Source organism: Mycobacterium sp. ENV421, from assembly GCF_002887815.1.
In the GTDB taxonomy this organism is placed as follows: domain Bacteria; phylum Actinomycetota; class Actinomycetes; order Mycobacteriales; family Mycobacteriaceae; genus Mycobacterium.
The window spans coordinates 119,113-141,976 of the sequence record NZ_PDHO01000003.1; the positions used below are offsets into that span (position 1 = coordinate 119,113).

Sequence of the window (22,864 nt, forward strand, 5' to 3'; positions counted from 1 at the left end):
GCGTGGACGTCTTGGTTGTCGGGGCGGGGCCTGCCGGTATGGCGCTGGCAGCGGCGTGCAGTCAACGCGGACTGACGGTCGGCCTGCTGGATCCGAACCCGGAGCGGCGGTGGGTGGCCACTTACGGCATGTGGAGCCCAGAACTGCCCGCCGACCTGCCTGCGGCCACGGTCGCCGCCCGGGCCGCGGGCCGTGCCATCGCACTCACCGAACACCGTCTGGGTTGGGAGTACGTGGTCCTCGACGTTGACGCGCTGCGCTCTCACCTCGTCGACCACAGTGTGGACGTGACCGTCTACACCGGGCGTGCTGTCGGGTCTCCGGTGCGCGGTGTGGTGGCGTTGGCCGACGGCTCGAGCCTGCGAGCTTCGGTCGTCGTGGATGCCACCGGCCGCTCGCGCCCGTTGGATCCCAACCGGTCGCACCGCGTATCCGCCGAGCAAACGGCCTATGGCGTGATCCTCGACGAAACGTCGGTGGCACCGCTGGTCGACCCCGGCGAAGCGTTGTTCATGGATTGGCGGGCCGGGCACGGCGAGTCAGGGTGGCCGACGTTCCTCTATGCGGTTCCGTTGGGCGGCGGGAGGGTGCTGGTGGAAGAGACCTCACTGGCACGCCGGCCCGGTCTGCCGCTGGCGACCTTGCGCCGCCGGCTCGATGCCCGGCTCGCCCACCACGGCATCTCAGCACCGAAAGACGCACGTACGGAGAAGGTTTCATTCCCGGTCGACCAGGCACGACATTCGGGACCTGGCGTGCTCGGGTTCGGCGCGGCCGCGCCGCTGATACATCCGGCAAGCGGATTCAGTGTCGCAGCCGCGCTTCACCTTGCGCCGCGGGTGGCGTACGCCTTAGCAGAGCATCTCCCCGCGGATCCGGATCGAGCGCTCGCGGCGGCCCAGGCGACGGTCTGGCCCACCGCCGCGAAGGTGATCCACCGCGTTCGGCGCATCGGACTGGAAGCGTTGTTACGGATGCCCGCCGCCGAGGTCCCCGGCTTTTTCGAACAATTCTTCTCGTTGCCCGACGCGCACCGCTGGGCTTACCTCACCGGCCGCGACGACGTCGGCGGCACCGTTGCCGCAATGGCGAGCTTGTTTCGTCAATCGAACTGGCGACTGCGCCGCCATCTTGTTCTGCCAGCACTCATGCGTGCGCTGGAAACCAATGATGAGCTGCCATCCTCGGCTGTCCGCGCCAACTGACAACGGGCGTTGCCAGAACGTCGCGCCCGCGCTAACGTCGCCTCATGACGGTGACTGGTGAACGTCCGGAGATCCTTCTCGAGGATGTCGACTTCAATCGGCGTGACCATCCGGACCGGCCGTTGCGTCCCATCCCGCCCGGCCGCGATCACTACGCTGACCAGTGGCGATTCATGCGCGAATTCATCTTCGGCGGGTGGATCGACATCGACAGGGAGGTCCAACCCAGCGACCTCACCCGCCTGCGGGACGACTATTTCTGGCAGCGCGACGAGCTCATGATCGGTGCGGTCGAGGCCTTCGAGCGCCTCGGCCATGAGCAGGGCCGGGCACTCTTCGAACAAGCGCTGACCCAGGGCATCGACACGCTCGAGGACCCGCCGCAGGAATTCGTCGATCTCTTCGACCACCTGGATCAGCTGCCTGCCCAGTTCGATCTGGTGGCGGCCGAGCGGGGCCGGATGCTGGCGATGTCGAGCACGTGGGCTGCCACAACGATCATTCGCGGGTGGGCCTTCTACGAGACCGCGATGACCGGCGACATCTCCGCCGCCACCGGAGCCACCGGGCGATTCGCCGACGACGGCCCTCGCCGATTCATCGAGACCGCAAGGGTTTTCGCCGAATTCACGCTGCCCGACATCTTCGATCGGCATTCGGAAGCGTTCCAGGACGTGGTGCGGGTGCGGTTGATGCACGCTCTGGCCAGTCGCGGCTTGCGTCGGAAGTGGGGCGACGACGTCTACCTCAAGTTCGGTGAACCGATCCCCGTCACATCGTTGCTCGGGTTCGGCAGCGGCATGCTGCTCGGACGTCTCGTCGACCACGCGTTCGGCCGCAAGCTGACCCCGCAGCAACTCGAGGACCTCGCCGAGTACTCGTCGTTCTCCGGGCGGTTGTGGGGCGCCCCCGAAGCGCTGCACTCCCCGAACGGCATCGAGCTGATCAAATCGTTGAATTACGTTCTGGCCCGGGGCGGTAACCCGTCTCCGTGGCGTGCCCAACTGGTCGATGCGATCGCGGGTCCTGTGCACCTGACGACCCTGACAGACGCGCTTCCCGGCGTGGTCAAGAAGGTGGTCGCGCGGCACGTCAATCAGATCACCGCCAGCGTCGCCCTGGCACCGGCAGGAGTCGTCTTCGGCTACAAGCAGATCGAGGCGATGGTGGCGGGCACGCTCTTCGAACCGCTGGGCTACAACTTCGAACGACGAGTGCGCATCTTCACCGACCTCACGCGGCTCAACGTCGGCATCGCGAGGGTCACCGACCTGCTGCCGTTCTCCAACCCCATCCGGGAGAGCAGGAAGAAGAGCGGTGCCGCCGCACGTGAGCGGATTGCCATGCTGAACAAGATCGCCCGCGGTAAGCACATTCCGCTGACGTTCAGCCACCACGACCGTTCGACGGCGGGGGAGGGTTTCACCGGCTAGCTCACCGGCGTCACGCCCGTACTACGATCGAGGCTGATGACTGAAGGAGCACCCCAACCAGCGTCGGCGCCGGGGCCGGTCGGTGAGATCCCCCCGCTCGATGTCGTCGGCTCAGGCATCCTTCCCGAGATCGATGACCGGGTGCGCCGACGGTTTGGCCTACTTGAGCGGTTCGCGCCGTGGTTGGGATCACGGTGGGCGGTCGAGTTGTGGTGTACTCCACCGGTTCTCGAGTCAGCGCTACGCATGCCTCCGGGTGTCCCCCCCGGCAGGCCGGTGGAAGCGTTCTGGGATGGCCATCGGGTCGCCGGTGAGGAATGGGGCGAGGGGCCGCCGATTTATCTGGTGCACGGCTGGGGCGGACAGCGCCCGCACCTGGCGATGTTCGTCAAACCGCTGGTGGAAGCCGGGCACCGGGTCGTTGCGTTCGACCTGCCCAGTCACAACGAATCCGATCCCGGTGAGCTCGCTCCCGGGCGTACCACCGCAACCGAGTGTGCCGACGCGATCGCGGCCATGATCCAGACTCATGGGCCTGCCCACGCTGTGGTCGCTCACTCACTGGGCGCGAACGCGACGGCGTTGGCGGCGGCGCAGGGCGCTCCGGTGGGACGTCTGGTCTTTTTCGCGCCCATGGCAGATTTCCCGCTCTATCTCGACCTGTTCGCCGCACGCCATGGCTTCGGCCGCCGGATCCGCGCGGGGCTACACCGTCGTCTGGAAAAACGAATCGCCATGCCGCTTCACGAGACCAACATGACCCGAGTCGGCCGACGAGCCAACTACCCTCCGCTGCTTCTCATCCACGACCCCGACGACCCGGACAGCCCGTATGCCGCCACCGAGCGACTGGCCGCGTCCTGGCACGGTGCGCGACTACTGACCACCAAGGGCCTGGGCCGACTGGCTCATTACCGAGTCCTGCGCCACCGCCCGGCGATCAATGCCGGGGTGGAGTTCATCGGCGAAAGGGCGGACGATTAGTTCGCCGGCGAGCGGGACCCCGGCCCGAAGTTGCAGGGCCAGAACGTAATCTGCGGACCCTGCTGCGTCCTGCTAGGGGGTGCTTGAGCCGTACGACACCGAGCGCCAGCCCGAGCTGATCAAGTTGGTCACGTCGTTGACCCAGGCCGCGTCCAGCGGGGCGTCGTGTCGGATGATGATGCGGAAGATCGCGCTGCCCACCACGACCTCGGCGAGCAGCGGTAAGTCACCATCATCGGGCGACGGGCTGTACTGCTGGTCGATTCGGGTTCGGAAACTGGTGAGACTGCTGGCGAACCGCGAGATCATCTTGCTGTGAACTTCCGGATCGGCAACGGTATCGGCGATCAGCGCCGGTAGGGCGAGCCGGACCTCGGGGCGGTCGAACATCGCCCGCGTCGCCTCCACCAGCGCCCGGATGTCCTCGGCGACGTCACCGGAGGCGCTGGGCATCGCCATGATTTCGGCGGGCAATATCGCTTCGTGAACCAGCTGCGCCTTGCCGGACCAGCGCCGGTAGATGGCGGCGGTGGTGGTCCCGGCGCGAGCGGCGATGGCCGACAACGACAGTGCCGGATAGCCCGTCTCGAGGAGTAGGTCGCGGGTCGCCCGGATGATCGCCGCGTCGATCTTCTCGTCGCGAGGCCGGCCCGGCGACCGGGAGGGCCCCTTGTCATCGTCGGGCGGATCTGTTCTCATCATTTCCAATATAGCTCGCATCGTATCGTTATTAGGGGAGAACCCGTTGATCCTGAGCCCACTCGACGAATACCCGATCCACCAGGCGCCGGTGCCGATGAGTGCTCCGGCGACCTCGGACCGCAACTTCTACGACCGCTCCTACTTCAACGTGCTCGACCGCGACGGCCGCTTCATGGCGCTGACCGGGATCGGTTACTACCCCCGACTGGGCGTCAAGGATGCCTACCTGCTGATCCGGCGGGGAGACACGCAGACCGCCGTCCGGTTCAGTGACGCGATCGACGATGATCGTCTCCACCAGAACGTCAACGGGTACCGGCTCGACGTCGTCGAGCCCCTGCAGGAACTGCACCTCACCGTCGCCGAGACCGAGGGTGTCTCGGCTGGCCTCAGATGGCGCGGGTTGTTCCCGGCGGCGCTGGAGCACCCGCATCAGATGCACTCGGAGCGACGAGTGACGTTGCACGCGTGCCGGTTTGCCCAACTGGGCAGCTGGGAGGGATGGATCGACGTCGACGGTGAACGGCTGAGTGTCGATCCGACGACCTCGGTGGGCAGCCGCGACCGGTCCTGGGGAATCCGGCCCATCGGCGAGCCCGAACCCGCCGGCCGACCGGACACCGCATTCGGCGGCATGTGGTGGCTGTACCTGCCATTGGCCTTCGCCGACTATCAGATCTTCCTGATCATCCAAGAGGATCCGGACGGGCATCGCAGCCTCTACGACTGCAGCCGGCGCTGGCCCGACGGCAGGGTAGAGCAGCTCGACGGCGTGCGCGCAACGATCCACTACACGCCCGGCACCCGCATTCCTTACGGTGCCCACATCGAGATGCTCACCCGATCCGGAAGCCGGCTGCAGCTCGATGTCGAGTCGAAGCTGTTCGCGCCCATCGCATTTGGGTCCGGCTACGGTGGGGACTCCACCTGGGCGCACGGCACGTGGAAGGGTGGCCCGTCCGCCGAGCGCGTCTCCTACGACATGACCGACCCCGAGGTGCTCGCCCGAGCCCCGTTCAGCCTGATCGACCATGTGGGCCGGGCCGTCTGCACCGAGCCCGACGGCAGCACACAGCAGGGCGCGGGTCTGTTCGAGCACGCGATCATCGGCCCACACCACCCGTCGGGGTTCTCCGATTGGACTGACGTTCAGGAGGCGGTGACGCCGTGAAGGTGATGACAGCCCTGTTCGGCCCGACTGATGCCGTCGAGCGCGCGGCCGTGTTACGCGAAGCCGGAGCGTCGGGGGTGTTCACCTTCGAGGGTCCGCGGGAGGTCTTCACGCCCCTGGTCCTGGCATCGACGGTCAAGGGCTTGGACCTGATGACGAACGTGGCGATTGCCTTCCCCCGCAATCCGATCCAGTTGGCCCATGAGGCGAACGACCTGCAGGAGATCTCGGAGGGCCGGTTCATCCTCGGCCTCGGCACTCAGATCCGCGCGCAGATCGAGAAACGCTACGGCGCCGAGTTCGATCGACCGGTGGCGCGGATCAAGGAGATGGTCGGTGCCTTGCGGGCGATCTTCACCGCGTGGAACACCGGTGAGCGCCTCGACTTCCGTGGTGAGTTCTACCGCCACACCCTGATGACACCCACGTTCAATCCCGGCCCGAATCCCTTTGGGCCGCCGCCGATCTATCTCGGCGCGCTCGGCCCGCAGATGACCCGCGCGACGGCCGAAGTGGCCGACGGTCTGCTGGTGATGCCGTTCGGGTCCAAGCGGTTCCTGCACGAGAAGACCATGCCGGCCGTCCGCGCCGGGTTGGCCGCTGCCGGCCGCGACGTCGCCGACTTCGCGGTGGTACCCGAGATCATCGTTTCGGTGGGCGAGGATCACACGTCGACGCGGATGCTCCTGTCGTTCTACGGCTCCACCCCGGCGTACCGCCCGGTGCTGGAGGCGCACGGCTGGGGCGATCTGCAGCCCGAACTCAATGCCATGTCCAAGCAAGGCCGATGGCAGGAGATGGCGACCTTGATCGACGACGAGATGCTCCACACGATTGCCGCATGTGGCACGCCTGCTGAGGTGGCCGCACACATCCGCGATCGTGTCGACGGTGTCTCGGACCGGATCTGCCTGTATCAACCCGGGCCTATCGCTGCCGAGGCGCTGGCCGAGATCATCGACGCGCTGGGCTGACGCGTGCACACCACGACGATCGAGTTCGCGGACATCATTGACGACCGGTTCGGCGGCAAAGCCTTGGGTTTGGCCGAGCTGACCCGGATCGGGCTCTCCGTCCCAACGGGTTTCGTCATCGCCCATGCCTCCCTGCTGCCCCTCCCGGAGTCGGTCACGGACCGCTTCGCTCAGATGCAGGCGGCGGGCGGATGCCCGGTCGCCGTCAGATCCTCGGCCACCGGAGAGGACGGCGCCGAGCAGTCGTTCGCCGGACAGTACGACACCGTCCTCGGCGTGGATTCGCTGGATGCGTTCGCCGCGGCCGTCCGCAAATGTGCCGCATCGGTCGGCTCCGAACGAGCGTCCTCCTATAGCGGCCACGACGCCGCCACCGGCGCGGTGACCATGCACGTTGTGGTCCAGCAGATGGTCGATGCACGGTCGGCCGGAGTGGTGTTCACCGCGGACCCGACGACCGGCCGCAGGGATCTGATGGTGATCGATGCCGTCGCCGGGTTGGGTGAAGCGCTGGTCGACGGATCTGCCATCTCCGACCATCTGGTACTGACCACCGACGGCACCCAGGCGGTCCGCGAGGTCGGAGAGAATCCCGTGCTGTCCGACGAGGAAGTCGCGCAGATTCGCGCGGGTGCGCTGCACGCATCCCGGCATTGGGGCCGGCCGATGGATCTGGAATGGGCGATCGACGCCACTGGGCAACTGAGATGGTTGCAGGCTCGGCCGATCACCACACTGCCCGGGGACCTCAACGAGATGGACACCCCGGTGGCCGGCCCGTCCCACGTCTACACCCGATGCAACATCGGCGAGATGATGCCAGGAGCCTTCTGTCCGCTCACCGCGTCGGTCTCGGGCTACGCGATCGACTACGCCATGCAGACCACGCAGGTGGTGGCGCGGGCGCAGGACAGCTACGCCACGCCGTGGCTTCAAGTCGGCTACTTCTACGGGCACATGTTCTTGAACATGACCGAAGGCACGGCGCTGAGTTCGGGCATCCTCGGAAACTCGCTGGAACAGTTCTCCATGTCGATCTGCGGGCGGGTGGTCGACGAACTCAAGGCCAAACCACCAAAGCCGTTCATCCCCAAACTGATCAACACGATCCGGCTCACCTCGCATGCGTTGTCCGCCGGTCCGGCTATCCGCCGGCTCGGCGACCAGATCGTCGCGTATCCGATTCCGACCAGTCGCGACGCCAAACACGTTCTGCGGCAACTGGAAGCGGGCGTCGAACTGTACTGCTACGTCACGCTGGTTCACGTGCGGTCGTCATCGCGGGCTGCGGTGGGTGCGAATATTCTGGAGAGCTATCTGGTGCGCAACGCCGTCAAGAACGGTCTCGATGAGCACGAGGGTCAAGCCGAGGCGGCACGTCTGATGGCCGGTGCCACCGACGTCGAGAGCGCCATGATGGTCGACGAACTGCATGCGGTGGTGCGTGAGATCGTCGCCGACGAGGCGACCGCCGAGCAGTTCCTGGCCGCGCCGCCGGATGAGGCGGTGATCGGCCTGTGTGGTGGCGCCGGCCGGGGCGGTGCGGCGTTGCGGCAGTTCCTGATTCGGCACGGCCACCGCGGTTACCGCGAACTGTGCATGCGCGATCCCGCGTGGGCCGAGGACGCCGACGGACTCGGGTCGATGATGCAGGTCATGGTGCAGTCTGCGCGGAGTTCCGCCGGCGAGCAGTCAACGCGCACACCGATCGATGCACCCCGGTCGCGGACAGTCCGGCTGCTGGCCCGCTTGGCTCAGGGCGGTGCCCGCGGGCGCGAGGAGACCAAGTCCAAGATGGCGCTGATGGCCCACCGCCTCAAGCTCGGATACCACCATCTGGGCGAGGTGCTGGCCGATTCCGGACGTCTTCCCGACGCGGACCTGGTCTTCTTCTTCGATCGCGCCGAGTTGCCATTGGTCGTCGGCGACGAGGACATCGCCGACCTCGTGCACCGCGCGCAGCAGCGCCGGGATGCGCTGCCGTTCCAACAGGCGCTGGAATTCGACGACGTGTCGGTGGGTCGGCCCACCCCCATCCTCGCGCGGGTTGCGGGTGCTCTCACCGACGATCAAATCACTGGGCGGCCGGCCAGCCGGGGCATCGCCGAAGGCACGGTCCGCGTGGCCAAGTCGATCCATGATGCGCGTGATGTGCAGCGTGGCGAGATCCTCGTCGCACCGGTCACCGACGTCGGTTGGACACCATATTTCACCGTGATCGCGGCACTGGTCACCGACATCGGAAGTTCGGTGTCCCATGGCGCGGTCGTGGCGCGGGAGTACGGGCTACCCTGCGTCGTCAACACGCTGATCGGTACCCAGGTACTCAAGACCGGTGATCGAGTCAGAGTGGACGGCGACAAGGGGCTGATCACCCGGCTCGACGCGGCGGCCGGCCTCGATCCCGAGGTTGGTCAGCTGTTCAGCGACCACACCGAGTAGTTCAGGGCTGTCGCGAACAGGCTCCACGCGAAGTACGGGATGAGCAGCGCGGCCGCCGTGCGGTTGGCCTTCCAGAACAACACAAGGGTCGCGGCCAGGACCACGTCGAGCAGCAGGATGTCCACGAGTGCCACACCACGCCAGCCGAGGCCGAAGAACAACGGTGACCAGACCAGATTCAGGACCAGTTGCGTGGCGTACGCGATGATCGCCGGGTTACCGAATCGGGGGTCGGCCCGCCACACGAGCCAGGCGGCGATCGCCATCAGCGCGTACAAGATGGTCCACACCGGTCCGAAGACGTTGGGCGGCGGCGCCCAATCGGGTTGTTCGAGCCGTCCGTACTCGCTCGCGGCACCAGCAGAGGCAAGCCCGCCCACGGCGGCTACCGCGGCGACAGCGACGAGCGATACGACAAGCGCGAGAATGTGCCGCGAGCGCGTCGTGGCGGGGATCTCCGAGGTCATCTGCGTCCATTTCTGTCGGAAAAGCTCTAGCTCCATATGAGGTATCCGTCGGCGAATACGCCATCTTGTGACGTCGTCTCCGCCGAACTGCCAGGCCCGTGTGCCCCAGGTCCGGCCAGGCTACGAAACGGGCACGGCGTTGTCCAACAGCAGTTCAACCGCGTCCACGTAACGGTCTCCTGACACCCGCCGCGGTCACGGCGGTAGCTCGGGTCGTCACCCGACTGGCACGATGTCGGCGGCCCCGAGCCGCGCACCATCGGCTGTCTCGTCGTCGGGCATCGACTGACTTTCCCGCTCGGCGGCCACCCGCGCCAGATAGTGCGCGACCTCCCGGGCCTTCTGTTCGTCAGACCAACCCAGCACCGGCGCCATCAAATCGGCGATCTCCGAGCAGGATTCGGTTCCCCGGTCGAAGGTCTCGATCGAGATCCTGGTCCGGCGGCACAACACGTCGTCGAGGTGCAGCGCCCCTTCGTGGGTGGTGCCGTACACGACCTCGGCACGGAGGTAGTCGTCGGCGGCCGGCAGCGGGGCGCCCAGTGACGGATCATCTCGGATCAAGGCCAACACTTCGCCGATCATTGACCCGTACCTATTCAGCAGCCGAGCGATGCGCGACTCGTTCAGTCCGGATTCGGCCGCGAGCTGGGTCCGCGCGTTCCACATCGCCCGGAAGCCCTCGGCTCCGAGCAGCGGTACGTCGTCGGTGATGCAGCCGGGGATCTTGCGGTCGAAGGTCTCACCCAGGCCGTGGACGGCCTCGTCGACCGCGTCCTTGGCCATCACCCGATACGTGGTGTACTTGCCGCCCGCTATCACCACCAGGCCCGGAACACTATGCGCCACCGCGTGTTCGCGCGACAGTGCGGAGGTATCGGCGCTCTCGCCGGCCAGCAACGGACGCAGTCCCGCGAAGACCCCCTCGACGTCGGCTTCGGTCAGCGGCACTCGTAGCACGGAATTCACCTGGTCGAGCAGGTAGCGGATGTCACGCTGACTGGCCGCGGGATGGGCTTTGTCCAGCGACCAGTCGGTGTCCGTGGTGCCGATGATCCAATGCCGGCCCCACGGGATGACGAACAGGACCGACTTATCGGTTCGCAGGATGATGCCACTCGACGACCGGATGCGGTCGCGCGGGACCACGAGGTGGATGCCCTTGCTCGAGCGCACATGGAACTGTCCGCGCTCGTTGGCCAATGTCTGCGTATCGTCGGTCCACACCCCGGTCGCGTTGATGACCTGCCGCGCCCGAATCGTGTACTGGCGGTTGGATTCCAGGTCCACCACCCGGGCCCCGGTGACCCGCTCTCCCTCGCGCACCAGGTCGACGACCCGCGTGCGCGTCGCGATCCTCGCGCCGTAGGCGGCCGCCGTGCGGGCGATGGTCATCGTGTGCCGGGCATCGTCGACCTGCGCGTCGTAATACTGGAGAGCACCCACGAGTGCCTCCTTGTTCAGCGACGGCGCAACCCGCAGTGCACCGCGACGGGTCAGGTGTCGGTGCAGGGGGACGCCGGCACCATGCCCGGATGCCTTCGACATCGCGTCATACAGCGCCAGTCCGGCTCCCAGATAGACCCGCTCCCATGCCCGATGCTTGAGCGGGTAGAGGAACTTGACCGGCCGCACCAGGTGCGGTGCCAACTTCTCCAGCATCAGCCCACGCTCGGAGAGCGCCTCGGCGACCAGTCCGAAGTCGAGCATCTCCAGATAGCGCAGCCCCCCGTGGATCAGCTTGCTGGAGCGGCTGGACGTCCCGGAGGCGAGGTCGCGCGCCTCGACCAAGCCGGTCCGAAGGCCCCGCGTGGCGGCGTCCAGCGCGGCGCCGGCGCCGACCACGCCGCCGCCGATGATCAAGATGTCCACCGGCGTCTCGGACATATCGGCGAGCGCGGTCTCGCGGTTGAGCGGAGACAACGGGAATGAGTCCATGTCACTTGACCTTTCGAGGTTGAGGGAGTCGGTGCAAGGCCGGCTCAGCCGACGTCGACCCAGTCGAGCGTGCGCTGGACGGCCTTGCGCCACTGGGCGTGGCCGGCTTGGCGCTGCTCGTCGGACCAGGCCGGATTCCAGCGCTTGTCCTCGAGCCAGTTCTTGCGCAGCTCGTCGGTGTCCTTCCAGAAGCCGACCGCCAGACCCGCCGCGTAGGCGGCGCCGAGCGCGGTGGTCTCGGCCACCACCGGCTTGACCACGTCGACGCCGAGGACGTCCGCCTGGATCTGCATGCACAAGTTGTTGGCGGTGATGCCGCCGTCGACCTTGAGCACCTCGAGATGAACCCCCGAGTCAGCTTCCATCGCCTCGACGACGTCGCGGCTCTGATAGCAGATCGCCTCCAACGTCGCCCGCGCCACGTGGGCATTGGTGTTGAACCGCGACAGACCGACGATCGCGCCGCGGGCATCCGAGCGCCAGTGGGGCGCGAACAGGCCGGAGAACGCCGGCACGAAGTACACCCCGCCGTTGTCTTCGACCTGACGGGCCAAGACCTCTGATTGTGCTGCGCCGCTGATGATTCCGAGCTGGTCGCGCAGCCACTGCACAGCGGAGCCGGTGACGGCGATCGAGCCTTCCAGCGCGTAGACCGCCTCGGTGTCCCCGAACTTGTAGGCGACCGTGGTCAGCAGGCCCGCTGAGGAGCGCACGATGTCGTTGCCGGTGTTGATCAACATGAAATTGCCGGTGCCGTAGGTGTTCTTGGCCTCACCGGGTGCGAAGCACACTTGGCCGACGGTGGCGGCCTGCTGATCGCCGAGCGCGCCGGTCAGCGGCACCTCGCCGCCCAGCGGTCCGTCGGCCAGGGTGATGCCGTACGGCTCGGGTGAGGACGACGGCACGATCTCAGGCAGCATCTGACGCGGAATCCCGAAGAGCGCCAGAAGTTCGTCGTCCCAGTCCAGGGTTTCCAGGTTCATCAGCATGGTGCGACTGGCATTGGTCACGTCGGTCACGTGGACACCACCGTGGCTACCACCGGTCAGCCGCCACAGCAGCCAGCTGTCGGTGTTGCCGAACAGCGCATCCCCGCGCTCGGCGGCCTCCCGCACGCCGTCGACGTTGTCGAGAATCCACTTGATCTTCCCGCCGGAGAAGTAGGTCGCCGGTGGCAGGCCGGCCTTGTGCCGGATGGTTTCGCCGTGGCCCGCTGCCTCCAGCGCACTGGCGATGCGGTCAGTGCGGGTGTCTTGCCAGACGATGGCGTTGTAGTACGGCCGACCGGTCCGCTTGTTCCACACCACCGTCGTCTCACGCTGGTTGGTGATGCCCAGGGCGGCAAGGTCGCTGCTGACCAGCCCGGCCTTGCCGAGCGCGGTCTGGATGACCGAGGAGGTGCGCTCCCAGATCTCGACCGGATTGTGCTCCACCCAGCCGGCCTGGGGCAGGATCTGCTCGTGTTCGAGTTGATGCGCGGCGATGACGTTGCCGCCGTGGTCGAAGACCATGAATCGGGTGCTGGTGGTTCCTTGGTCGACAGAACCGACGAAATCGGGCATGGGATTACTCTCCTGAGGGGGTAGTGGTCGGAAACAAGATGACGAGCAGGCTCAGCGGTGGGGAACCGCGGTCGCTTCGGAGACACCGATCTCGTCGGGTCGCGCATCGTCGGGCGGCAGGAACCGCTCGATGCCGTAGACGAACAGCGCCCCGCCCAGCAATCCGCCGATGATGGGGGCGACGATCGGTAGCCAGAAGTACAACTCGGGACCGTTGGCCGAGTACATCGCGTCCTGGTAGCCGCTGATCCAGGAGGCCAGTCGGGGGCCGAAATCGCGTGCCGGGTTGATGGCGTATCCGGCGTTGGTGCCCCACGCCATGCCGATGGCGACCACCAGCAGGCCGATGATCACCGGGCCCATGTTGGCCATCGGCGGATTGTTGATCGCACTGGTCACGGCGAAGATCACCATGACCAGCAGGGCGGTGCCTACGATCTGATCGGCGAATGCGGTCGTGATCGACACGCCCTCGCCAGGCGAGGTGGAGAAGATGCCCTGCGTCGCTCGGGTGTGGCCGGGATCGACGGCGGCGATCTGGTCGGCGTAGACGAACCGCACGATCAGCGCGCCCAGGAAGGCACCCGCCATCTGTGCGCCGATGAAGGGCAACACTTTTCGTCGCTCGAAGCCGCGAAAGACCGTCAGGGCGACAGTGACCGCAGGATTCAGGTGAGCGCCGCTGATGCGCCCGGCGACGAAGACGGCCATGGTCACGCCCAGTCCCCACCCCCACGCGATCGAGTTGTGGTCGCCGGCACCGACCGACTTGGGGAATCCTCCGGCCACGACCTGTGCGACGACGCCGCAGCCGAATACGACCAGGATGGCGGTACCGAGCATCTCTCCGGACAACTCGCCGAGAAATGGATGCTTCGTCTTCATCGTTGACTCCTCTATGAGCGTTCGAGACGTCCCGGGAACGGGCACTGGATTAGTGACGTGTTCCGAACGTAAGGAGCGCGTGTGACGTACATCAACCGCCGCTGTTCGACAATGTCGAACGAGGCGTGCCGTGGCCTTCGTCTCAGGCGACCGAGAAGTGAGGAGCACCCATGCCCGGTCCTATCCAGGCCATCGCCCGCGCCACCGCGATCATCGACCTGATCGAACGCAGTGACAGATCGATGCAGTTGCGCGAGATCGCTCAGGACGTCGGCTTGTCCAAGACGACCACCCACGGCATTCTGCGCACCTTGGTAGACCTCGAATACCTGGAGCAGGACCCGGACACCGGCGACTATGCGCCGGGTCCACGGCTGTTCTCCCACGACATCGTCGAACTGGACGGCAACGACCTGCGCTCGGCGGCGATGCCGTGGGCCGACGCTCTGGCGCTGGGAACCGGGCTCGAGGTCTTGATGACGATGCTCAACGGCCAAGAAGCCGAGATCGTCCATCATGTCTTCCGGCCCGATGACAAGCGCCAGACCCTGCGCGTCGGCGAACTCCTCCCGTTACACGCCACCGGGTGCGGCAAGCTGGTGCTCGCGTATTCGCCACTGCGGGAACGTCTTTTGCGCAACCTGACCCTCGATCGACTCACTCGCCGAACGTCAAACAATCGCGCCCGACTGGCTGCTGCGGTCACGCAGATCAGGACCAGCGGGGTGGCAACAGCCGACGGGGAGTACGACCCGGACTTCGCCGACATCGCCGTTCCCGTCCACGGCCGGAGGTCAGGCGTTGCGGCGTTGGCGCTACACGGCGCGCCCGAAGAACTCTTCACCCGAGACGGTAATCCGCGGCCCGACCTCCTCGAGGAGTTGCGCCACGCCGCCGCAGCGGTGGTACACGCACTCGAGTTCGCGCGGTGAGCGAACAACGGGTCGTCGCGGCGATCGACCTCGGCACGACGTCCGCGCGCTGCATGGTGTTCGATCAGCGCGGACGGATGCTCTCGATCGCCCAGCGTGAGCAACGGCAGAATTTTCCGCAGCCAGGTTGGGCTGAACAGGATGCCCTCGAGCTGTGGCGCAACGTCCGGCGGATCGTGCCGGAGGCCCTGTCGGCGGCGGGCCTGGACAAATCCCACGTTGTCGCACTCGGAATCGCCAATCAGCGTGAGACAACCGTGGTCTGGGACCGCCGCACCGGCAAGCCCGTGGCGCCGGCCATCACCTGGCAGGACACCCGGACCGGCCCCGTGGTCGACCAGATCGCCGAGCACGCCGAGGAATTCCGCCGCATCGCCGAACTCGACCCGGCAACCTATTTCGCCGCGCCCCGGCTGCGATGGCTCCTCGACAACATCCGCGGACTCGAATCACGGGCGCGCAAGGGCGACGTCCTATTCGGGACCCTTGAGTCGTGGTTGATCTGGAATCTCACCGGCGGGCCCAAAGTGGGAGTCCACGTCACCGATGTCACCAACGCCAGCAGAACCCTGTTGATGGATCTCCATACGCTGCAATGGAGTTCGAAGCTGCTTGGGGTGTTCGACATCCCGGAGGCCATGATGCCCACCATCGTCTCCAACGAAGAGGTCTATGCCCGCTGCGCGACCGTGCTGCCAGGTGTGCCCATCGCCGCGGCGCTCGGTGACCAGCAGGCCGCGCTGTTCGGGCAGATGTGTTTCGAACCCAGCGACGCCAAATGTACGTACGGCACCGGAGCCTTTCTGCTGATGAACGTGGGAACGTCCATCGTCCGGTCCACGCACGGGCTGCTGCCGACGGTGGCCTACTCCGCGCCGGGGGCTGAACCCATGTATGCCCTGGAGGGCCCGATCGCAGTGGCCGGCTCGTTGGTCCAGTGGTTCCGCGATTCACTCGGCGTCATCAACACTGCACCCCAGATCGAAACCCTGGCGCGTACCGTCGACGACAACGGCGGCTGCTACATCGTGCCTGCTTTCTCCGGAATCTTCTCTCCCCATTGGGATTCCGATGCGCGCGGCATCGTCGTCGGATTGACGTCGTACATCACCAGAGGACACCTGGCGCGCGCGGTACTGGAGGCAGTGGCGTGGCAGACCTGGGAGGTGGTCAACGCGATGACGATCGATTCAGGTGTTCCACTGGCGCGCTTGGCGGTGGACGGTGGAATGACCTCCAACCATCTGCTCATGCAGTTCGTCGCCGACGTGCTCGACGTGCCGGTGATGCGGCCCTTCGTCTCCGAGACCGTGTCGCTGGGCGCCGCCTATGCGGCCGGGCTCGCGGTCGGATACTGGCCCGACCGCGCCGCTCTACGCGCTAATCGGCACATCGCAGCGGCGTGGTACCCGGACATGGACGCCCGTATCCGCCGACTCGAGGCCGCCGGGTGGCGCTCGGCGGTCGCGCGAGCGCTGACCACCGAAACGTGATCAGTCCGCCGGTGTCACGTCCGTCCCGGACCCCTTGATCGACGCCTTAGCGCGGTTCTCCGCGCGCACCGCTCGCTTGCCCCGCACGTAGCCGGTCGCCGAGATCGACGCCGACAGCAGGGCATTCTCACCCTTGACGAACGGGTGGAACCCGACGCCGACTCCGCCTCGACCCTTCACCGGGATGTCGGCGACTTCGGTTACTTTCCAACTCTTCTCCGACGTCGACAGGATGGCCTCGCCGTTGCCGCACGACACCGGCAACGCGGCGATCACGGTGTCCTCCGGGTCACCGGACGCAAGCTTCACCCCGGCCACACCGTTGCCCGCGGCGCCCTGCGGATTCACCGCGGCCGGGTCGATCCGCAGCACCTTTCCTCGGCGGGTCACCAGCGCCAGGTGGTAGCCCGACGGGAGCACACCCGAGCACAGCAGGCCGGTGATATCTGGTGCCACCGGAATGTCGCGGGTCTTGTACGGCAGACCGTTCCCGGTGGTGAACTTCACCCGCCCGTCGGTCCACACCGCCCAGCCGAGGCCGGAGGTGAGCAGCTCCCCGTGACTGTCGGAGAACACCCCTCGATCGTCCAAACGCCAAGCGGCGTTCATCTTTCGCTCGCGAGGCCCGTCGTCGTCGGCGGCCGAGGTCACCGGGGTGGCCTCCGCGTCGAGGACGGTCCGGCGGTCGAACTCCGGTCCCTTGAACAGTTTCGCGGTCTCGACGAGTTCGGAGTCGATGACCTTCCGGCGCGCGTCGGGATTGGACACCAGCTCGGTCAGCGCCGCGAACTCGGCGTCAAGCTTCTCCGCTTCGGCGCGCAGTTCGATGACGTCGAGCTTGGTTAGGCGGCGAAGCTGCAGTGCCAGAACGTAATCGGCCTGGACGGCGTCGATCCCGAACCGCTCCTGCAGTCCCTGGCGCGCCTCGTCGACGGTGTCGGAGCCGCGAATGACCGCGACCGCGGCGTCGATGTCCAGGTGGATGGTCATCAGGCCGGCCACCAGGTGCCGGCGTGCGGTCACCTTCTCCAGTCGATACTCGCTGCGGTGCAGTACCACCGAGTCACGCAGATGAAGGAACGCTGATATCAGCTCGCGCACCGACCACCAGCGCGGCACCCGGTTCTCGTCGAGGGCGACCAGGCTGGCGGCGAATGTCGACTCCAGCGGGGTCAGGGCCAGCAGCTGTTCGCGGATGTCCTCGGCGCTATGGCCGCGCTTGGCGGTGACGACGATGCGCAACCCGTTGCGACGGTCGGTCAGGTCCGACATGTCGGCCACGCCGGACATCTCGCCCGACTCGACCAGGGCCCGGATCCGTTCCTGCACAGTGTTACTCGCGACACCGGGGGGAAGTTCGGTGATGACGCAGTTCTTGCCGTCGACGCTCACCGTGCCGCGCACCGTGAACGCGCCCCGGCCGGTGGTGATGTACTCCCGCAGCCCGGCGGTGCCGACGACCGTCGCCCCGCATCCCCAGTCGGGCCCGGGGATGAGCTTGACCAACCTGTCGTCGGTCATGTTCGGCGTCTTCAACAACGCGCGGCAGGCGGCCATGATCTCGCGGGGATTGTGCGCGGGCACCTTGGTGGCCCACCCTTCGGCGATGCCGACGGCTCCGTTGCACAGCAGCACCGGCCACTGGGCGGGCAGCATCGTCGGCTCGGTCCACTCGCCGTCGAACGTCGCCACCATCGGTACCGCGTGGTCGTCGAGTTCCGCGGTCAGCGCCGCTCCTGGAGCCGACAAGCGCATCTCGGTGTAGCGGTCGGCGGCGGGGATGTCACCCTGGATGCGGGGGAATGCTCCCTGTCCATCAATGACTTTCACGCGCTGGAACTCGGCAGCCATCAGCGCCGCGGCACCGTACATCGACGCACCGCCGTGGGGGTGCAGGTTTCCGGTGACCGCCGAGCAGACCTTCGAGGACTTCTGTGGCTTGTTGCCGGGCAGCAGCCTCGAGTCGTGCATCTGATAGAGCAGCCGTCGCTGGCCCGGCTTCAGCCCGTCGAACGCCGACGGGATCGCGCGGTCGCTGACGCTGTAGAGCGCGAACGTGAGCTGGTAGTGGTTCCAGTACTCGTCGGCGCTCTGGTCGAGCACCAGGTCGGCATTCTGTTCTGGAATGTCCAGGGTGGCGGTCACGTGATACTCCTAGTCGAGGTCCAGCGCAGAGGTGTCGACACGGGCGGCCACATCGGCCATCCACGTGCGCCGGCCCTCGGGCGGTCCGCCGAACAACGTATGGTGCAACTTTTTGTCGTCGTCATCGAGATGGACCCGAATCACCGTGCGCCGCTGTGGATCCAGCACGGTGTTCCAGAAGTCGTCGGCGTCCATCTCGCCGAGACCCTTGTTGCGCTGCACCTCCACCCGCTTCTTGGAGGTGTCCTTCAATCTCGCGACAGCCGCGTCGCGCTCGGACTCGTCCTGGCAGTAGATCCGCTCGTCGCCGTTCTTGACCACGAACAGTGGCGGCAGCGTCACGTAGACCATTCCGGCCTCGACGAGCGGGCGGTAGAAGTCGAGGAACATCGATATCAGGCTCGAGTTGATGTTGCCGCCGTCGGGATCGGCGTCGGAGGCGAACAGAATCCGGTCATAGCGGCATTGCTCGGGGTCGCAGTTGTCCCGAACCCCGCATCCCAGAATGCGTTCGATGGAATCGAACTCATCCTTGGCCCGGGCCTTGCTCAGTGCGAACCCATAGACGTTGGGCGGCTTGCCTTTCAGCGGGAACGCGGCCTGGAAGGTCGCGTCCCGAGCGGCTTTGATGGTGCCCAGCGCCGAGTCGCCCTCGCACAGGAACAGCTCCGCGCCGGAGCCGCGCCCGGTTTCCCTGCTGGGCAGCAGTTTCGGGGGTAGCGACAGATTCGTGCCCAGTCCCTTGGCTTTCGATGCCGCACGGGACCGGGCTTTGGCGCCCTCGGCGCTGCGCCGCGCCCTGGCGAATTCGAGCGCCAGCTTCGTCCACAGCGACACTGCGTCGCCGTTGGCCGGGTTGGCCGCCCAGACGGTGACGCTGCGTGCGACGTCCGGGGCCATCGCCACATTCAGGGAGCGGGACGACACCGCTGTCTTGGCTTGGGAGTCCCACGACACGTCGGGGGCGCGGGTGTCGACGGCCAGTGCGGTGACTGCCGCGAAATCCTGTGCCTCCGGGCCTTCTTCGCCCTTGGCCAGGCCCAGGTCACGAATGCGGGATGCGCGGTCGGCGAGGGCCTCGGACACTCCCTTCATCGCCGCCGCCAGGTGCGACCCACCGCCCGGGGTGCGCACGGTGTTGCAGAACGCGGCCACCGTCGCCGGCTCGGCAGGGCCCGCCGTCAGCGACCACCGAAACGGTGTCGGGCCACGGCTGGTGGTGTATTCGCCCCGGCCCTCCACAACAGCCCGCACGGCGGGTGCCGGAGTCTCGGCGGCGGTGCACATGAGGTCGAGCAATGTGTCGCTACCCCAGGGACCGTCGAACGGCGCGAGCAGGGCAGGCGGGATCTCGCCGCCGGGCCAGCCCTCATCGATGACGACCAAGTGCACACCGGGCGACATCCGCGCCGCCGCATGGGCACGCAGCAGCACCTCGCCGATGTCGACGCGGGAATCGGGCACGACGGTCGAGTCGAACAGGATGCGCACTTCGGTGCCCTGAGCGTCGGGCTTCCGGTTGCTGGTGCCGCGCAGCTTTTGGGTGTCGGACCGGGTGAACGGCGCGTCCGGGTCGAACTCGGTGCCCTCGAACACTCCGGGATAGCCCCTGCCGAAGCTCTGCAGGTAGGTCTTTCCGGCCCGGCGTACCGAGACGTCGGTGCGCGCGGAGATGAAGACGGCAGCGGCCGCACCGATTCCGTTCAGGCCGGCCCCGGTGCTGGTGGCGTCGGTGTGCGCGGAGAATTTGCCACCGGCCCGCGCGGTGCCCAGCGTCTTGACGATGCCGTTCTTACCGGTCGTCGGGTCGGTGTCGACGGGCAACCCGCGCCCGTCGTCGGCAACACTGACCGATCCGTCGGCGTGCAGCGTGATGGTGACCCGGGACCCGCCGTGGCTGGGATCAGCCACCTCTTCCACCGCGTTGTCGATCAGCTCCCGCAGGGCGGTGTTCAGAACGTCCAGACCGAGGTTGACCGCCGGCCGAAGGCGTGTGTGCTGGACATCGTCGAGCTCGGTGATGTCAGCGGCGGTGTAGCTCACGTCTGGCCCTTTCCCTGGAATGCATCGCCGGTGGAATCGTAAGCGGCCGGTCCGACTTTCTCGTGCAGCCGCAAGGGTGGCCGTGCTTACAGCGCGACATCAGTGCAGGTCACGGGATGTATCCAGGGCGGCGCGGGAGCCCGAATAAGTGAGTTGTGTGCAACTAGATCGCGTGCGATATGGTGACCGCATGCCTGGTCCGCGTCTCGATGAACAGCTGTGCTTCGCGCTCTACTCGGCGTCGCGGGCGGTCACTGCCGCCTACCGTCCCATGCTGGATGAACTCGACTTGACCTACCCGCAGTACCTGGTGCTGCTGGTGCTCTGGGAAGAGGAGCCGTGCACAGTGAGCCACCTCGGCGACCGGCTCCATCTCGATTCGGGCACCCTGTCGCCCCTGCTCAAACGTCTCGAGGCGGCCGGCTTCGTGCTCCGGCAGCGCAGCGCGACCGACGAGCGGCGTGTCGACATCACCCTCACGGCCAAGGGGCGCGCCCTGGAAGAGCGGGCGGCGTGTATTCCGGACCGGCTGTTGGGCTCCGACGATTCGGCCGCCGCGGATCTCGCGGCGCTGCGCGAAGCACTGCACCTGATCACCGCGGAACTGCACGCCCGCGCCAGCAACTGATCTCTCCGAACCGAATCCGACGAAAGGCTGACCCATGTCCGAACTGCCTCCGCCCCCGCCGACCACCCGTGCGCGGACGATCGCCCGCTTCGTTCTCGCGGGCGCGATGATCTTCGCCGGATTCAGCCACTTGTTCTGGGCCCGTGAGGAATTCCAGGCTCAGGTTCCCCGGTGGGTGCCGATGGACGCCGACGGCGTCGTCATGGCATCTGGTGGCGTCGAGATCACGCTGGGCGTGGGCCTGGCCCTACTGAACCGGGACCGGGTGCTGGTGGGCAGGCTGCTGGCGGCGTTCTTCATCCTGATCTTCCCGGGCAACATCGCGCAGTACGTCAACCACGCAGACGGCTTCGGTCTCAACAGTGACACCAGTCGCTTCGTGAGGCTGCTGTTCCAACCGGTTCTCGTCGCGTGGGCGCTGTGGGCGACGGGAATCCCGCGCGCCAAGCGGTGACGCCGCGGCTGCCGGGGCAGTCAGGCAGTGGCCCCGATGCGGCGCGCCATAATCGCCTCGGCGACTCTGCGCCCACTCACCAGTGCACCCTGGATCGACGCCGTGTCCCGGTGGTCACCGCACAACCACAGTCCGTCCGGACTGCGCACGGGACGCCGCACCACCAGCGGCGCGGGCTGGGCCGGCAACGCATCCGGAATCTCGTGTCGGACAACCAATGTCCATGTCGATGCGTCCAGACCGAGTATGTCGGCGGCGTGCCGGCGCAGCACTGCCTCCGATGGTGGTCGGCGCTGCGGCCCGATGAGCGCCGATGCGGCGATGAGGTGCCGGCCCGGTGGCGCGTAGGTCGGCGCTGCCGAGCTGATCACCGCGGTGTTGACAACAGGTCCGGGTGGCTCGGCTCGGCCGTCGACACTCAGCATGGCCGGCCTGGGCGGCAGGTCGTCCCCAGCCCACCAGTCGGTCACGACGCCCTTCATCGCCGGCGGCGGTGCACCGGTCAGGACACTGCTCGCGGGCGCATCGGCGGCCACGACCACCTCACGGGCGCGCACTGTCACCTCACCGCCGGTGACGGCCCAGTCGGCTCCAGCGCGGGAGATCCGAGTCACCTTGTGCTGCAGGTGAATCCGATCCATGATCGGTGCGGCGAGCAACTCGGGTAGGGCGCGCATGCCGTCGGCGGGCAGGCCCGGAACGCCGAGCGCGAACATCCGCGTCAGCAGCAGGGCGAAAGCGTTGGATGTGGAGCCGGTGTCATCGAGAAGCACACCTGCCAGGAAGCGGTCGAGCACGCGACGGCTGATGCCCTCGACCCGGCAGTGATCAAGGGCGTCGTGGAGATCCGTGTCGTGGTGCGCCGCCGCCAGAACGCCCGGACGCAGAGCGGGGGCAGCCCAGCGGAGCAGGGCCGCCACCTGGCGCGGCGACAGGCCGCCACGCATCAGCATCTGTGGAACGTCCCGGGGCTGACGCAGCGGATGCACCCACTTCACCCGGTCGTGGTCGCGCCGGACAACCACACCGGCCTCGAACGGCTGCAATTTCAGGTCTCGGACCGCCACCGCTCCGTGAAGCGCCGGATAGGCGGGATTGAGCACCTGGAATCCGCGGTCGCAGCGAAAGCCGTCGACAATGTCGGTGCGGATACGGCCCCCCACCTGGTCCTCGGCCTCCCAGACCGCCACCTCGTACCCGCGCTCGGCAAGTACAACGGCGCATCGCAACCCTGCGAGACCGGCACCGATCACCAGTACATCGCAGTCATCGACCTGGGGTTGCTCACTCATTGGCGTCTCCGGCCGTCCAGTCCTCCAACACATCACCAGCTTCCCAGCGTGACGGTAATCTCGACGCGGACGTCAGCAATCGGTAATGGCTCTCGACATGGCACCCCTGCCGTC

At 66.9% G+C, this 22,864-nt stretch carries 18 protein-coding genes; 10 read left to right on the forward strand and 8 right to left on the reverse strand.

The features are described 5' to 3' along the window. Positions 1-2: 2 nt before the first annotated feature. The 3 genes from CRM90_RS04915 to CRM90_RS04925 are packed head-to-tail and all read left to right on the forward strand — an operon-like array spanning position 3 to position 3,622. Positions 3-1,205, forward strand: coding sequence for a lycopene cyclase family protein (locus CRM90_RS04915; protein WP_233209167.1), 1,203 nt, complete (start codon positions 3-5; stop codon positions 1,203-1,205). A 44-nt stretch (positions 1,206-1,249) separates the two neighbouring features. Beyond that, entirely contained in the window at positions 1,250-2,638 is a 1,389-nt protein-coding gene (locus CRM90_RS04920) for an oxygenase MpaB family protein (RefSeq protein ID WP_102805883.1), read from the forward strand. 36 nt (positions 2,639-2,674) lie between these two features. Beyond that, entirely contained in the window at positions 2,675-3,622 is a 948-nt protein-coding gene (locus CRM90_RS04925; RefSeq protein ID WP_102805884.1) for an alpha/beta fold hydrolase, read from the forward strand. Between the two features lie 72 nt (positions 3,623-3,694). Here the strand turns inward: CRM90_RS04925 and CRM90_RS04930 are convergent, their stop codons facing one another. Further along, a complete protein-coding gene (locus CRM90_RS04930) occupies positions 3,695-4,321 on the reverse strand; it encodes a TetR-like C-terminal domain-containing protein (RefSeq protein WP_102806117.1) in 627 nt (208 codons plus the stop codon). A gap of 46 nt (positions 4,322-4,367) precedes the next feature. Between CRM90_RS04930 and CRM90_RS04935 the strand changes: the two genes are divergently transcribed. The 3 genes from CRM90_RS04935 to CRM90_RS04945 are packed head-to-tail and all read left to right on the forward strand — an operon-like array spanning position 4,368 to position 8,911. Continuing rightward, positions 4,368-5,495: an Rv3169 family protein gene (locus CRM90_RS04935; RefSeq protein ID WP_102805885.1), complete on the forward strand. Its 1,128-nt coding sequence runs from the start codon at positions 4,368-4,370 to the stop codon at positions 5,493-5,495. Further along, the gene (locus CRM90_RS04940) at positions 5,492-6,469 is read left to right on the forward strand and encodes a TIGR03617 family F420-dependent LLM class oxidoreductase (protein WP_102805886.1); all 978 of its coding nucleotides are present in this window, start codon (positions 5,492-5,494) and stop codon (positions 6,467-6,469) included. The genes CRM90_RS04935 and CRM90_RS04940 overlap by 4 nt, the downstream gene beginning before the upstream one ends. A 3-nt stretch (positions 6,470-6,472) precedes the next feature. After that, positions 6,473-8,911: a PEP/pyruvate-binding domain-containing protein gene (locus tag CRM90_RS04945; protein ID WP_102805887.1), complete on the forward strand. Its 2,439-nt coding sequence runs from the start codon at positions 6,473-6,475 to the stop codon at positions 8,909-8,911. Here the strand turns inward: CRM90_RS04945 and CRM90_RS04950 are convergent. The 4 genes from CRM90_RS04950 to CRM90_RS04965 form a co-directional block, all read right to left on the reverse strand. Next, the gene (locus tag CRM90_RS04950) at positions 8,884-9,378 is read right to left on the reverse strand and encodes a TspO/MBR family protein (protein ID WP_102805888.1); all 495 of its coding nucleotides are present in this window, start codon (positions 9,376-9,378) and stop codon (positions 8,884-8,886) included. The genes CRM90_RS04945 and CRM90_RS04950 overlap by 28 nt on opposite strands. Positions 9,379-9,594: 216 nt before the next feature. Beyond that, positions 9,595-11,316 carry a glycerol-3-phosphate dehydrogenase/oxidase gene (locus CRM90_RS04955; RefSeq protein ID WP_102805889.1) on the reverse strand — a complete coding sequence of 574 codons (1,722 nt, stop codon included), beginning with the start codon at positions 11,314-11,316 and terminating at the stop codon, positions 9,595-9,597. Positions 11,317-11,360: 44 nt separating this feature from the next. Then, positions 11,361-12,878: a glycerol kinase GlpK gene (gene glpK, locus CRM90_RS04960; protein WP_102805890.1), complete on the reverse strand. Its 1,518-nt coding sequence runs from the start codon at positions 12,876-12,878 to the stop codon at positions 11,361-11,363. A 51-nt stretch (positions 12,879-12,929) separates the two neighbouring features. Further along, positions 12,930-13,763: an MIP/aquaporin family protein gene (locus CRM90_RS04965; RefSeq protein ID WP_102805891.1), complete on the reverse strand. Its 834-nt coding sequence runs from the start codon at positions 13,761-13,763 to the stop codon at positions 12,930-12,932. Between the two features lie 170 nt (positions 13,764-13,933). On the opposite strand from CRM90_RS04965, the gene CRM90_RS04970 reads away from it, so the two are divergent. Both CRM90_RS04970 and glpK (CRM90_RS04975) read left to right on the forward strand, forming a co-directional pair. Beyond that, on the forward strand, positions 13,934-14,695 hold the full coding sequence (locus CRM90_RS04970; protein ID WP_102805892.1) for an IclR family transcriptional regulator: 762 nt from the start codon (positions 13,934-13,936) through the stop codon (positions 14,693-14,695). Then, positions 14,692-16,188, forward strand: coding sequence for a glycerol kinase GlpK (gene glpK, locus CRM90_RS04975; protein WP_102805893.1), 1,497 nt, complete (start codon positions 14,692-14,694; stop codon positions 16,186-16,188). The genes CRM90_RS04970 and glpK (CRM90_RS04975) overlap by 4 nt, the downstream gene beginning before the upstream one ends. On the opposite strand, the gene CRM90_RS04980 is transcribed toward glpK (CRM90_RS04975), so the two are convergent. Both CRM90_RS04980 and CRM90_RS04985 read right to left on the reverse strand, forming a co-directional pair. Beyond that, complete coding sequence (locus CRM90_RS04980; RefSeq protein ID WP_102805894.1) at positions 16,189-18,333, reverse strand: DNA gyrase subunit A; 2,145 nt, start codon at positions 18,331-18,333, stop codon at positions 16,189-16,191. Positions 18,334-18,342: 9 nt separating this feature from the next. Next, positions 18,343-20,376, reverse strand: coding sequence for a toprim domain-containing protein (locus CRM90_RS04985; protein WP_102805895.1), 2,034 nt, complete (start codon positions 20,374-20,376; stop codon positions 18,343-18,345). 190 nt (positions 20,377-20,566) lie between these two features. Between CRM90_RS04985 and CRM90_RS04990 the strand changes: the two genes are divergently transcribed. Together CRM90_RS04990 and CRM90_RS04995 are read left to right on the forward strand one after the other, a co-directional pair. Further along, positions 20,567-21,004 (forward strand): MarR family winged helix-turn-helix transcriptional regulator, encoded by a 438-nt coding sequence (locus CRM90_RS04990; RefSeq protein ID WP_102805896.1) that lies wholly within the window; start codon positions 20,567-20,569, stop codon positions 21,002-21,004. Between the two features lie 34 nt (positions 21,005-21,038). Beyond that, a complete protein-coding gene (locus CRM90_RS04995; protein ID WP_102805897.1) occupies positions 21,039-21,458 on the forward strand; it encodes a DoxX family protein in 420 nt (139 codons plus the stop codon). A gap of 20 nt (positions 21,459-21,478) precedes the next feature. Here CRM90_RS04995 and CRM90_RS05000 read toward each other — a convergent pair whose 3' ends face one another. Beyond that, a complete protein-coding gene (locus tag CRM90_RS05000) occupies positions 21,479-22,750 on the reverse strand; it encodes an NAD(P)/FAD-dependent oxidoreductase (protein ID WP_102805898.1) in 1,272 nt (423 codons plus the stop codon). Between the last annotated feature and the right edge of the window lie 114 nt (positions 22,751-22,864).

Bases quoted from the DNA above. Each gene is read 5' to 3' on its own strand.
- glpK (WP_102805890.1), bottom strand. From the start codon at position 12,878: ATGCCCGATTTCGTCGGTTCTGTCGACCAAGGAACCACCAGCACCCGA.
- CRM90_RS04955 (WP_102805889.1), bottom strand. From the start codon at position 11,316: ATGGACTCATTCCCGTTGTCTCCGCTCAACCGCGAGACCGCGCTCGCC.
- CRM90_RS05000 (WP_102805898.1), bottom strand. From the start codon at position 22,750: ATGAGTGAGCAACCCCAGGTCGATGACTGCGATGTACTGGTGATCGGT.
- CRM90_RS04930 (WP_102806117.1), bottom strand. From the start codon at position 4,321: ATGAGAACAGATCCGCCCGACGATGACAAGGGGCCCTCCCGGTCGCCG.
- CRM90_RS04995 (WP_102805897.1), top strand. From the start codon at position 21,039: ATGTCCGAACTGCCTCCGCCCCCGCCGACCACCCGTGCGCGGACGATC.
- CRM90_RS04970 (WP_102805892.1), top strand. From the start codon at position 13,934: ATGCCCGGTCCTATCCAGGCCATCGCCCGCGCCACCGCGATCATCGAC.
- CRM90_RS04990 (WP_102805896.1), top strand. From the start codon at position 20,567: ATGCCTGGTCCGCGTCTCGATGAACAGCTGTGCTTCGCGCTCTACTCG.
- CRM90_RS04965 (WP_102805891.1), bottom strand. From the start codon at position 13,763: ATGAAGACGAAGCATCCATTTCTCGGCGAGTTGTCCGGAGAGATGCTC.
- CRM90_RS04950 (WP_102805888.1), bottom strand. From the start codon at position 9,378: ATGACCTCGGAGATCCCCGCCACGACGCGCTCGCGGCACATTCTCGCG.
- CRM90_RS04925 (WP_102805884.1), top strand. From the start codon at position 2,675: ATGACTGAAGGAGCACCCCAACCAGCGTCGGCGCCGGGGCCGGTCGGT.
- CRM90_RS04920 (WP_102805883.1), top strand. From the start codon at position 1,250: ATGACGGTGACTGGTGAACGTCCGGAGATCCTTCTCGAGGATGTCGAC.